This is a genomic window from Pigmentiphaga litoralis (genome assembly GCF_013408655.1).
Lineage (GTDB): Bacteria > Pseudomonadota > Gammaproteobacteria > Burkholderiales > Burkholderiaceae_B > Pigmentiphaga > Pigmentiphaga litoralis_A.
In genome coordinates this window covers 3,020,306-3,031,828 of record NZ_JACCBP010000001.1, presented here as the reverse complement: position 1 = coordinate 3,031,828, position 11,523 = coordinate 3,020,306, and the positions used below count along the sequence as shown (strand labels likewise).

Here is an 11,523-nt window from a genome sequence, read left to right as displayed (position 1 = left end):
GAGCAGGCATGTTTGAAAGACTGATCCGTTTCGCCATCGATCAACGATGGCTGGTCATGCTGGGCGTGGCGCTGGTCGCGGCGCTGGGCCTGTACAACGCCACCCGCCTGCCCATCGATGCCGTCCCCGACATCACCAATGTGCAGGTGCAGATCAACACGTCCGCGCCGGGTTATTCCCCCCTGGAAACCGAGCAGCGGGTGAGCTATCCGGTCGAAACCGCCATGGCCGGCTTGCCTGGCCTGCAGCAGACGCGGTCGCTGTCGCGCTACGGGCTGTCGCAGGTCACGGCCATCTTCAAGGACGGCACCGACATCCACGCCGCGCGGCAACTGGTCAACCAACGGCTGCAAGAGGCTGCCGCCCAGCTGCCGGTGGGCGTGGTGCCGGCCATGGGACCGATTTCAACCGGCCTGGGCGAGATCTACCTGTGGACGGTGGAAACCGAGCCAGGCGCCCGAAAGCCCGATGGCTCGGCCTATACGCCGACCGACCTGCGCGAGATCCAGGACTGGGTGATCAAGCCACAACTGCGCAACGTGCCGGGCGTGACCGAGATCAACACCATTGGCGGCTTTGCCAAGGAATACCACGTGGCCCCCAGTGTCGATCGCCTGTCGTCCTACGGCCTGACCTTGCAGGACGTGGTGACGGCGCTGAACCGCAACAACGACAACGTGGGCGCGGGGTATATCGAAAAGCAGGGCGAGCAATACCTGGTGCGCGCGCCGGGCCAGGTCCGGACCGAAGAAGACATTCGCGACATTCTGGTGGGCCGTGCCCAGGGCCAGCCCATCCGGATCCGTGACGTGGCGCAGGTGGGCATCGGGCGCGAACTGCGCACGGGCGCCGCCACGGAAAACGGGTCCGAAGTCGTGCTGGGCACCGTCTTCATGCTGATCGGCGAGAACAGCCGCACGGTGTCGCGCGCGGTCGATCGCAAGATGGCGGACATCAACCAGACCCTGCCCAAGGGCGTCAAGGCGGTCACCGTGTACGACCGCACGGTGCTGGTGAACAAGGCGATCGCCACCGTGCGCACCAATCTGCTGGAAGGCGCGGCGCTGGTGATTGCGGTGCTGTTCGTGTTCCTGGGCAACCTGCGGGCGGCGCTGATCACCGCCATGGTGATTCCCCTGTCGATGCTGTTCACGTTCAGCGGCATGGTCACGTATCGCATCAGCGCCAACCTGATGAGCCTGGGCGCGCTGGACTTCGGCATCATCGTCGACGGCGCCGTGGTGATCGTTGAAAACTGCGTGCGGCGGCTGGCCCACGCGCAGCAGGCACGGGGCCGCAACCTGACCCTGCAGGAACGCTTCGACCAGGTGTTCGAAGCGGCCCGCGAAGCGCGCCGGCCCTTGCTGTACGGGCAACTGATCATCATGGTCGTCTACCTGCCGATCTTTGCGCTGACCGGTGTCGAAGGCAAGATGTTCCACCCCATGGCCTTTACGGTGGTGCTGGCGCTGATCGGCGCCATGCTGCTGTCGCTGACCTTCGTGCCGGCGGCCGTCGCCCTGTTCATCGGCAACCGGGTCGTTGAGAAAGACAACCGGTTGATGCAGGGGGCGTCACGGGCCTATCGGCGCGGACTGGACACGGCATTGGCCAATGGCCCGGTCGTGCTGACCATCGCGGCAGTTGCGATCGCGCTGTCGGGCATCATGGCCAGCCGCCTCGGCAGCGAATTCATTCCCAATCTGGACGAAGGCGACATCGCCATCCAGGCGCTGCGTATCCCGGGCACCAGCCTGACGCAGTCGGTGGCATTGCAGCAGCAGCTGGAACGCCGTCTGGTGGACCGCTTTCCGGAAATCGAGCGGGTGTTCGCGCGCACGGGTACGGCCGAGGTGGCGTCCGATCCCATGCCGCCCAACATCTCGGACGGCTACATCATGCTCAAGCCGCGCGATGAATGGCCCACGCCACGCAAGACACGCGCCGAGCTGCTGGCCGCGATCCAGGAAGAAGCGGCCCAGGTGCCCGGCAATGCGTACGAGTTTTCGCAGCCGATCCAGTTGCGTTTCAACGAGCTGATTTCGGGCGTGCGCAGCGACGTCGCGGTCAAGGTCTTCGGCGACGACCAGGCAGTGCTGAACCGCACGGCCAATGCCATCGCCGCCGTGCTGCAGCGCGTGCCGGGGGCCACGGGTGTCAAGGTCGAGCAGACCACGGGCCTGCCCATGCTGACCGTCAACATCGATCGGCAAGCGGCGGCGCGCTATGGCCTGAATCTGGCCGACGTGCAATTTGCGATCGGCACCGCCATTGGCGGACAGGAAGCCGGCACCTTTTTCCAGGGCGACCGGCGGTTTGCGATCGTGGTCCGCTTGCCCGAGAGCACCCGCGCCGACCTGGATGCCATGCGCCGCTTGCCGATCGCCTTGCCGGCGGGGGCGGGCGGGCCGACGACTTTCCTGCCGTTGGGGGAAATCGCAAGCTTCGATCTGGCGCCGGGCCCCAACCAGGTGTCGCGTGAAGACGGCAAACGCCGGGTGGTGGTCAGCACCAACGTGACCGGCCGGGACATCGGTTCGTTCGTGACCGAAGCCGAAGCCGCGATCCGCGCGCAGGTGACGGTGCCGCCCGGTTACTGGACAGGGTGGGGCGGCACCTTCGAACAGTTGCAGTCCGCAACGGAACGGTTGATGTGGGTGGTGCCTGCGGCGCTCGCGCTGGTGTTCGTGATCCTGTTTGCCATGTTCGGCAACCTGAAGGACGGGCTGATCGTGTTCACCGGCATTCCGTTTGCATTGACCGGCGGCATCCTGGCGCTGTACCTGCGCGATCTGCCGCTGTCGATCACCGCGGCGGTCGGCTTCATTGCGCTGTCGGGGGTGGCCGTGCTCAACGGGCTGGTCATGCTGTCCTTCATCCGTGGCTTGCGGGAAGCCGGGCATGCGCTGGACGAGGCCATTCGTGAAGGGGCGGCCACGCGCCTGCGGCCGGTGCTGATGACGGCACTGGTGGCATCGCTGGGCTTCGTGCCGATGGCGCTGGCCACCGGCACGGGCGCCGAGGTGCAACGGCCGCTGGCCACGGTGGTGATCGGCGGCATCCTGTCTTCGACGGCGCTGACCCTGCTGGTGCTGCCAGTGCTGTACCGGTGGGCGCATGGCCGGCGTGAACGCGCCAGGGCTGGCGCCCCGGTGCCGGTCTGATCCTGTCTGACCTGGCGTGATCCTGGCGCGATCCGGCCTGATCTGGACTCATCCGCCCTGATCCGCAACAAGGGCGGCGGGTACACTTCCCGCTGCCCTGTTTTTCTGGATACGCCCTCAATGCCCGTGATGAGTCCGAGCCCCGTCGAACTGCTGGCCACCGCCCTGTTTGCGATCGCCATCCTGCACACCTTCTCGGTGCCCTTCTTTGCGCGCCTGGCGCACAAGGACGGCCCGCACGCCGGCTTCTGGCACCTGATGGCCGAGGTCGAAGTGGTGTTTGGCGTGTGGGCCTTCGTGCTCATCGTCGGCATGGCGTTGCTGGCGGGCACGGCCACCACGGTCGAATACATGGACACCCGCAACTTTACTGAGCCGCTGTTCGTGTTCGCCATCATGGTGATCGCGGCCAGCCGGCCCATCCTGGATCTGGTCATGGATGCGGTGGCGGGCATCGCGGCGCGTGTGCCGGCCCATCGCGCGGTTGTCACCTACTTCATCACGCTGTCGGTGGTGCCCCTGCTCGGGTCGCTGATCACGGAACCGGCCGCCATGACCCTGGCCGCGATCATGCTGCGCGACACGGCCTTTCGCCGCATCGACAACACCCGCTTCCAATACCTGACCCTGGGCGTGCTGTTCGTCAACATTTCGATCGGGGGGGTGCTGACGGCCTATGCCGCGCCGCCTGTGCTCATGGTCGCGTCGACCTTCGGCTGGGATTCGGCCTTCATGGCGACCCATTTCGGCTGGCGGGCCGCGTGCGCCGTCGTGCTGAATGCCGCGGTCGCCACGCTGCTGTTCCGTGGCCTGCTGGTGCGGCACGTGCCCGCCAAGCTCGAAGTGCATCGCCACAAGATCCCGGTCGCGGTTGCCGCCGTGCACCTGCTGTTCCTGATCGGGGTGGTGCTGTTCGCGCATCACCCGGCCATCTTCATGGGCATGTTCCTGCTGTTCATCGGCTACACCACGGCGTACAAGCGCTTCCAGGACCGGCTGATGATCAAGGAAGGGCTGATGGTCGGCTTTTTCCTGGCCGGGCTGATCGTGCTGGGCGGGCTGCAGAAATGGTGGTTGCAGGACCTGCTGGGCAGCCTGTCGCCCATGGCGCTGTACTGGGGCGCCACGATCCTGACGGCCGTGACCGACAACGCCGCGCTGACCTACCTGGGGTCCCTGGTCGAAGGCAGCAGCGAGGCCTGGCGCTACATGCTGGTGGCGGGCGCCGTGACCGGCGGCGGCCTGACGGTGATCGCCAACGCGCCGAACCCGGCCGGCTTTTCGATCCTGAAGCCGACGTTTGCGGGCGGCACGATTTCGCCCCTGTTCCTGTTGTTCGGATCACTCGGGCCGACGATCGTCGCAGCGGTCTTTTTCCTGCTGCCGGGGTGATCCGGACGATGTTTTTGCCGCGCCGCCGCACAAGACGCGCTAAATACCCAAAAAGTCGCTAAAATTCAAGGCTTTGGTCGATTTCCTGCAAGGGAGCGGCCAGCGATGGTCGTGGCGCTCGATACCCGGGCGCGCCTGGAGTTCTGGTAATGCCTATCTACGCGTATAAATGCAGCAACTGCGGCTTTGAAAAAGATGCCCTGCAGAAGATGTCCGATGCCCCGCTCACGGATTGCCCGTCGTGTGGCGAGCCTGCGCTCAAGAAGCAGGTCACGGCGGCCGGCTTCCAGCTGAAGGGATCGGGTTGGTACGTGACCGATTTCCGGAATGGAAACAACGCCGGCAACAAGCCCGCCACCGGCGTCGCGCCGGCGACGGGTGGCGATGGCGCCAGCGCCAAGACCGACACTGCCGCGCCGGCTGCGTCCGACAGCAAGACGTCGTCGTCCGACAGCAGCGGCGGCAGCAGCACGTCGGCCGCCGCGGCACCTGCCGCCGTGCCAGCCAAGCCCGCGGCGTCGTGAACGTCTAACTGGAACGCCTGTGCTCAAACGTTATTTCATTACCGGCCTCCTCGTCTGGATCCCCATCGTCATCACCCTCTGGGTGCTGGGCATGGTGGTCTCGACGTTCGAGTCGGTGGTGCCAGGCTTCCTGACCTCGGAAGCCCTGTTCGGCCGTCACATTCCGGGCTTCGGTTTTGCGCTGGTGGTGGTGGTCGTCGTGTTGACGGGGCTGTTCACCGCCAACCTGCTGGGCCGCAAGCTGTTCGAAATCTGGGAAGGCCTGCTGAGCCGGATCCCGCTGGTGCGGACCATCTACAACTCGGTCAAGCAGGTCAGCGATACGGTATTGGCCCCCAACGGCCAGGCGTTTCGCAAGGCCGTCCTGTTCCAGTATCCCCGCGCGGGCTCGTGGACGATCGGTTTCCTGACCGGTTCGCCGGGCGGCGAAGTCGCGTCCCTGCTGCCGGGTGAGCATGTCAGCGTGTATATTCCGACGACGCCGAATCCGACGTCGGGGTTCTTTTTGATGGTGCCGCGTTCCGAAGTCTTCGAACTCAACATGAGTGTGGACGCGGCCTTGAAGTACATCGTGTCGATGGGAGTGGTCGCGCCGGGCGGTATGCCGGCGCGCGGTAATTGACGCGGCCCCGCGCCGAGGTGCGCCGCCCTGTGCGAGCGCCCCGGCCGTCCCCGCTGATTCAGTCACCTGCTGCCCCAACCCTGTCGACCTCTACCCCTATTTAGACGGAGATTCCATGCGTACCTGCTATACCGGCCAGGTCTCGAGCGAGCACCTCGGACAAATCGTGACCCTGTTTGGCTGGGTGCATCGTCGCCGAGACCACGGCGGCGTCATCTTCATCGATCTGCGCGATCGTGAAGGCCTTGCCCAGATCGTCTGCGACCCCGATCGTGTCGACACCTTCCAGATCGCCGAGCGGCTGCGCAATGAATTCTGCGTCAGCATTACCGGCCTGGTCCGCAAGCGCCCCGAAGGCACGACCAACGCCAGCCTGAAATCCGGCGAAGTGGAAATCCTGGCGCATGACATCGACATCCTGAACGCCTCGGTGCCGGTGCCTTTCCAGCTGGACGACGACAACCTGTCGGAAACCACCCGCCTGACGCACCGCGTGCTCGACCTGCGCCGTCCGCAGATGCAGCAGAACCTGATGCTGCGCTATCGCGTGTCGATCGAAGTGCGCAAGTACCTGGATCAGCTGGGCTTCATCGACATCGAAACGCCGATGCTGACCAAGAGCACGCCCGAAGGCGCCCGCGACTACCTGGTGCCGTCGCGCGTCAACGCCGGCCAGTTCTTCGCGCTGCCCCAGTCGCCCCAGCTGTTCAAGCAGCTGCTGATGGTGTCGGGCTTTGATCGCTACTACCAGATCGTGAAGTGCTTCCGCGACGAAGACCTGCGCGCCGACCGTCAGCCCGAATTCACGCAGATCGACTGCGAGACCTCGTTCCTGAACGAACAGCAGATCCGCGACATCTTTGAAGACATGATCCGCCACGTCTTCAAGACCGTGAAGAACGTCGACCTGGCCAACCCGTTCCCGGTCATGCCGTGGAGCGAAGCCATGCACCGCTTCGGTTCGGACAAGCCCGACCTGCGCGTCTCGCTTGAATTCACCGACCTGACCGACATCATGAAAGATGTCGACTTCAAGGTGTTCGCCGGCGCGGCCAACAGCGAAGGCGGCCGTGTCGTCGCGCTGCGCGTGCCCGGCGGTGGCGACATGAGCCGCAGCGAAATCGATGCCTACACGCAGTTCGTCGGCATCTACGGCGCGCGCGGCCTGGCCTGGATCAAGGTCAACGACCTGGCCAAGGGCCGTGAAGGCCTGCAGTCGCCGATCGTCAAGAACATCCACGACGTCGCACTGAACGCGGTCCTGGAACGCTCCGGCGCCCAGAACGGCGACATCATCTTCTTTGGCGCCGACAAGGCCAAGGTCGTCAACGATGCGATCGGCGCGCTGCGCGTCAAGATCGGCCACAGCGAATTCGGCCGCAAGCAGGGCCTGATGGCCGTGGGCGAATGGCGTCCGCTGTGGGTCGTCGACTTCCCGATGTTCGAATACGACGAAGAAGCCGGCCGCTACACCGCCGCGCATCACCCGTTCACGGCGCCGAAAGATGGCCACGAAGACCTGCTGACCACCAACCCCGCCGCGGCGTTGGCCAAGGCCTACGACATGGTCCTGAACGGCTGGGAAATCGGTGGTGGTTCGGTCCGTATCCATCGCGAAGAAGTGCAGAGCAAGGTCTTCCGTGCACTGAAGATCGACGCCGAAGAAGCCCAGCTCAAGTTCGGCTTCCTGCTCGACGCCCTGCAATACGGCGCCCCGCCGCACGGTGGCATCGCCTTCGGCCTGGACCGCATCGTCACGATGATGACCGGCGCCGAATCGATCCGCGACGTGATCGCCTTCCCCAAGACCCAGCGCGCCCAGGACCTGCTCACGCAAGCCCCGTCCGCCGTCGACGAGAAGCAATTGCGCGAACTGCACATCCGCCTGCGCATGCCCGAAGTCAAGACCGCCGGCTGACCGGCGCATCTTGGGGTCAGGACGGAAAACCCGTCCTTGCCCAGGGGTAAAAAACCCGTCCTGCCCTTCGGTAGGGCGGGTTTTTTTTTATGGGGGAAGCGGATGTCTGACGCCCATGATGTCGCCGCGGCGCCAGGACAAGTCGAGCCCATGGACGGCGTTGTCCTATGCCAGATTGCGATTCAATGAGCCCATGCAAGCGGCGCACGCGCTGGCCCGCAAAGTGTAATTTTCAGTGCTATAGTTTTCCGTGTTGTCCAGGGTGTCATGAGGATCTTCAAAACGAAGGGCGTGGTACGTTTCGCGCGCCAGGCATCGGGAAAATTTGGCTTGCCGCGCCAGCTGACAAGGTCAGTCTTGCATTGCGCGACGGTGATCTGCAGGAGATCGACAATGACGAAAGCAACTTCTAGCCGCCTGTCGGCCGAGCTGGTGGAAATGGCCGACGCGCAGCGCCGGCTTGACATCATGGACGCAGCCACGCACCAGAAAATTACCGCGCGGCATCTTGGATCGGCGCAGCTCCCCACTGCTGAACCCATCAGCCCGGAGCAAGTCCGGCAGGTCCGAGAGGAAGCGCATCTGAGCCAGGCTGCACTGGCAAGATACTTGAATATGACGGCTGGCTACGTGTCGCAACTCGAGCGAGGCATCACCCAGGCTCAGGGCCCGGCGCTGGCTTTGCTGAACGTCATTCGGCGCAAAGGCATTTCCGTGCTGTCTTGAGCGCATGCACAGACCAGAAACGACAAAGGCCAGTCGTGTCATCCGAACATCACAAGAGACGTGCGCTCTTGGAATTCAGGATGGCTCAGACTGACCTTGGTGGTACTGCAACCGCGACTGCGACTTCGACTTCGACTGCGACTTCGACTTCGACTACGACTGCTACTGCTACTACCAGAACTCCGACTTCACCTGGACTTCAACGTCTTCCGTGCACGCCTGCCGCGTCAACCCTTGCGGACGGTGCGGCCGGGAACCGGGTAGGTCGCGTCGTTGAAGTAATAGCCGTCGGCACGCCACTTTGCCAGGTCGGCGCGGGTCTGCTCATACGACGTGGTGCTGGGCGTGCCCATGGGTAGCAGGCCATACAGCTCGCTGTCGCCCATCTGGCCATTGGCCTTGGCCTGCATCAGTTCCTGGCGGACCTGAGCGGCGCTGACGGTGCTGGGTGTGAAGCTGTTGACGTAGGGATATTCGCCGGTACGGTTGATTTCCTGGGCTTGCACGCCCAGGGCGGCCAGGCCGATCAGGCCGGCAGACACGATGCCAAGGATACGAGGGGTCTTCATGATGATGCTCTCTCTTCAATGATTGGGGGCTTCCCCCAAAATGACAAAGGCCAGTCATGTCATCCGAACATCACAGCGGACTCGCGCCTCTGGAGTTCAAGATGGAACAGACTGACCTCGGTGGTACTGCAACTGCAACTACGACAACTGCGCGAACATCGACTTCAGTACTGACTCACTGCAAGTGCACGACTGCGTCGTACGCTTAACCGCGGCGGGCAGTGCGGCCTGGAACGGGATAGGTCGCGTTGTTGAAGTAGTAGCCGTCAGCCTTCGATTGCAGCAGTTGTTGCTTGGTCTGGGCATACGATGCGTCGCTGTTGGTGCTCATGGGCAGCAGGCCATACAGATCACCGTCGACGACTTCACCGCGGGCCTTGGCTTGCATCAGTTCCTGATGGACTTGAGCGGCGCTGACTTCACTGCTTTGCGAGGTGGACGATGCGTAGGGGTATTCGCCGGTGCGGTTGATTTCCTGGGCTTGGGCGCCAAAAGCGGCGAGGCCGATCAGGGTTGCCGACAGGGCGCTGATAACGTGGGTCTTGGTCATGATCTATCTCTCTCTGTTATTGGAAGGGGTCGGTGCAGAAGGCTGCTTGGTGACCGTGAGAGAATGATCTGCCTGTTTTGAGTATATTGGAAATAGATTGGGCATATTCAAGCTATATGCCCAAGTGATACCAGAACTGTGAACAAAGCACGCAGCCGGCGGTCAACGCGCGCGATTCAAACCCATGACGGTGGCGCGGTCAAGGATGGTGGGGTGGCCTGACCAATGCATCCGCCTGCACCGTCAGGCTGTCCACCAAGGCCTTCAGCACCGGGTCCTTCAGCGCGGACTGCCGCACCAGCACGCCGATTTCGCGATGCAGGGGCGGTCCGGGCAACGCCATCACACGTACCCGTTCACCGCGCACGCCAGCCAGCAGGCCTGGCAGGATCGCGCATCCCAGGCCTTCGCGCACCATGCGCAGAATCACGGCGGGCTCGTCCAGTTCCATGATGTCGTTGACCTGCAGCCGCTGCCGTTTCAGGAACTGGTCAACCGGCTGGCCGCCGTACGATCGGCGGTTGTACCGGATGAAAGGCAGGGTGCGCAGCAGGCCATCCAGCGTGCCGCGGCTGCGCAAGGGGGCAATCGCCACATACGGTTCCTGCATCAGCGGCAGCCATTTCAGGTCTTTCGGGATGCCCAGGTTGGGCTTGATCATGACCGCGGCATCCAGTTCCTGCGCATCGATCTGCGACAGCAATTGCACCGACATGCCGGGCAGCACATTCACATGCACGCCGGGATAGACATCGCGAAACCCCCGCAGCGCGCGGGGCAGCAGACCGATCTGCGCGGTGGAGATCGCCCCGATGGCGATGGGCGTGCTGGCCACGCGTGCCTGGCCGCCCTTGAGCGAGTCGTACAGGTCCAGGATGCGTTCGGCCGTGGCCAGCGCCTGGCGGCCCTGGGCGTTGAGCGCAACCGACTTGCCGGCGCGGTCGAACAGCGTGTAGCCCAGGTCGTCTTCCAGGCGCTTGATCTGCGTGCTGACGGCGGATTGCGTCAGCCCCAGCCGGTCGCCGGTGGCCGAGAACGACGCGGTCTGCGCCGCCGTGGCGAAGGTTCGAAGGTAGCGGATCACTTATCGAATTTCCTGGGGCTAAGGCTAGAAAATATTCGTTTCATATTAAGAGTTACGCTAACTACAATCAAATCTTTCCCGATCTTCAAGCGAGCACTTCATGGCGAACATCCCGTTGTTTCATCTGGCATTCCCGGTCGACAGCCTGGCAGAAGCCCGTGCCTTCTACGGCGAACTTCTCGGCTGTCCCGAAGGTCGAAGCTCCGACGCCTGGGTGGACTTCGACTTCTATGGTCACCAGATCGTGGCCCACCTGTCGCCAGGCGAAGCCCGCAGCGCCAAGACCAGCGACGTTGACGACCACGCCGTGCCGGTCCGTCACTTCGGTGCGATCCTGTCCATGGAACAGTGGGATACGCTGGCCGACAAGCTGCGCGCCGCCGGCACCAAATTCGTCATCGAACCCTATGTGCGCTTCAAGGGCGAAGTGGGCGAACAGGCTACTATGTTCTTTATGGATCCCTCGGGCAACGCACTCGAATTCAAGGCTTTCGGCGACATGAGCCAGGTCTTCGCGAAGTAATTTCGCATCGGCCTTTCGCGGCGTTGGCTTCACTGTTTTTTGTGTTTGTGTAAGGAAACGCCGCAATGTTGCGCTCTTCTCGTGTCCTGCTCGCCTGTGCCGCCCCCATGGGCGCGTCGGGCGTCATCTTTGCAGCGATGGCCACCCATCTGCAAGGCGGCGGCACCCTTTCCACCGCGGCATTGTTCCTGTTGATGCACGCCTGCGCCGTCCTGGGCATGGCGGCGCTGCTTCCCCACGTGGAAGGCGGCCGGCGCGCCCTGTGCGTTGCCGGGGCCTTGCTGGTGGCGGGCACCTTCCTGTTCTCGGGCGACCTGGTGCTGCGCCAGCTGGCGGGCATGAAGCTGCTGTGGGGCACCGCGCCTTTCGGCGGCGGCATGATGATCGTCGGCTGGCTGGCCGCCGCGGTACCTGTCCTGTTTGACAGGCGGGCGCGCGCATCCTGACTGGC

General features: G+C 63.8%; 11 protein-coding genes. 8 read left to right on the top strand and 3 right to left on the bottom strand.

The features are described from left to right. Positions 1 to 8: 8 nt before the first annotated feature. From HD883_RS13645 to HD883_RS13620, 6 genes are all read left to right on the top strand, one after another. A complete protein-coding gene (locus HD883_RS13645; protein ID WP_179584569.1) occupies positions 9 to 3,164 on the top strand; it encodes an efflux RND transporter permease subunit in 3,156 nt (1,051 codons plus the stop codon). A 129-nt stretch (positions 3,165 to 3,293) separates the two neighbouring features. Then, positions 3,294 to 4,556: a putative Na+/H+ antiporter gene (locus HD883_RS13640; protein ID WP_179584571.1), complete on the top strand. Its 1,263-nt coding sequence runs from the start codon at positions 3,294 to 3,296 to the stop codon at positions 4,554 to 4,556. A 149-nt stretch (positions 4,557 to 4,705) separates the two neighbouring features. After that, complete coding sequence (locus HD883_RS13635; protein WP_179584573.1) at positions 4,706 to 5,080, top strand: FmdB family zinc ribbon protein; 375 nt, start codon at positions 4,706 to 4,708, stop codon at positions 5,078 to 5,080. A 19-nt stretch (positions 5,081 to 5,099) separates the two neighbouring features. Further along, a complete protein-coding gene (locus HD883_RS13630; protein ID WP_373563366.1) occupies positions 5,100 to 5,702 on the top strand; it encodes a DUF502 domain-containing protein in 603 nt (200 codons plus the stop codon). A 115-nt stretch (positions 5,703 to 5,817) separates the two neighbouring features. Next, positions 5,818 to 7,620: an aspartate--tRNA ligase gene (aspS, locus tag HD883_RS13625; RefSeq protein ID WP_179584575.1), complete on the top strand. Its 1,803-nt coding sequence runs from the start codon at positions 5,818 to 5,820 to the stop codon at positions 7,618 to 7,620. Positions 7,621 to 7,887: 267 nt separating this feature from the next. Further along, entirely contained in the window at positions 7,888 to 8,346 is a 459-nt protein-coding gene (locus tag HD883_RS13620; protein WP_218863145.1) for a helix-turn-helix domain-containing protein, read from the top strand. Positions 8,347 to 8,573: 227 nt separating this feature from the next. Here HD883_RS13620 and HD883_RS13615 read toward each other — a convergent pair whose 3' ends face one another. The 3 genes from HD883_RS13615 to HD883_RS13605 all read right to left on the bottom strand — a co-directional run bounded on the left by HD883_RS13615 (position 8,574) and on the right by HD883_RS13605 (position 10,549). Beyond that, the gene (locus HD883_RS13615) at positions 8,574 to 8,915 is read right to left on the bottom strand and encodes a DUF4148 domain-containing protein (RefSeq protein ID WP_179584577.1); all 342 of its coding nucleotides are present in this window, start codon (positions 8,913 to 8,915) and stop codon (positions 8,574 to 8,576) included. A gap of 205 nt (positions 8,916 to 9,120) precedes the next feature. Next, positions 9,121 to 9,465, bottom strand: a complete 345-nt coding sequence (locus HD883_RS13610) for a DUF4148 domain-containing protein (protein ID WP_179584579.1) — start codon at positions 9,463 to 9,465, stop codon at positions 9,121 to 9,123. Between the two features lie 199 nt (positions 9,466 to 9,664). Then, positions 9,665 to 10,549 carry a LysR family transcriptional regulator gene (locus tag HD883_RS13605; RefSeq protein ID WP_179584581.1) on the bottom strand — a complete coding sequence of 295 codons (885 nt, stop codon included), beginning with the start codon at positions 10,547 to 10,549 and terminating at the stop codon, positions 9,665 to 9,667. A 100-nt stretch (positions 10,550 to 10,649) separates the two neighbouring features. On the opposite strand from HD883_RS13605, the gene HD883_RS13600 reads away from it, so the two are divergent. Together HD883_RS13600 and HD883_RS13595 are read left to right on the top strand one after the other, a co-directional pair. Further along, positions 10,650 to 11,072 (top strand): VOC family protein, encoded by a 423-nt coding sequence (locus HD883_RS13600; RefSeq protein ID WP_179584583.1) that lies wholly within the window; start codon positions 10,650 to 10,652, stop codon positions 11,070 to 11,072. Between the two features lie 65 nt (positions 11,073 to 11,137). After that, the gene (locus tag HD883_RS13595) at positions 11,138 to 11,518 is read left to right on the top strand and encodes a DUF423 domain-containing protein (RefSeq protein ID WP_179584585.1); all 381 of its coding nucleotides are present in this window, start codon (positions 11,138 to 11,140) and stop codon (positions 11,516 to 11,518) included. Positions 11,519 to 11,523: the final 5 nt, after the last annotated feature.

Excerpts from the sequence above, each read along its gene's own strand:
- HD883_RS13620 (WP_218863145.1), top strand. The coding sequence starts at position 7,888 with ATGAGGATCTTCAAAACGAAGGGCGTGGTACGTTTCGCGCGCCAGGCA.
- HD883_RS13635 (WP_179584573.1), top strand. The coding sequence starts at position 4,706 with ATGCCTATCTACGCGTATAAATGCAGCAACTGCGGCTTTGAAAAAGAT.
- aspS (WP_179584575.1), top strand. The coding sequence starts at position 5,818 with ATGCGTACCTGCTATACCGGCCAGGTCTCGAGCGAGCACCTCGGACAA.
- HD883_RS13610 (WP_179584579.1), bottom strand. The coding sequence starts at position 9,465 with ATGACCAAGACCCACGTTATCAGCGCCCTGTCGGCAACCCTGATCGGC.
- HD883_RS13595 (WP_179584585.1), top strand. The coding sequence starts at position 11,138 with ATGTTGCGCTCTTCTCGTGTCCTGCTCGCCTGTGCCGCCCCCATGGGC.
- HD883_RS13640 (WP_179584571.1), top strand. The coding sequence starts at position 3,294 with ATGAGTCCGAGCCCCGTCGAACTGCTGGCCACCGCCCTGTTTGCGATC.
- HD883_RS13615 (WP_179584577.1), bottom strand. The coding sequence starts at position 8,915 with ATGAAGACCCCTCGTATCCTTGGCATCGTGTCTGCCGGCCTGATCGGC.
- HD883_RS13645 (WP_179584569.1), top strand. The coding sequence starts at position 9 with ATGTTTGAAAGACTGATCCGTTTCGCCATCGATCAACGATGGCTGGTC.
- HD883_RS13600 (WP_179584583.1), top strand. The coding sequence starts at position 10,650 with ATGGCGAACATCCCGTTGTTTCATCTGGCATTCCCGGTCGACAGCCTG.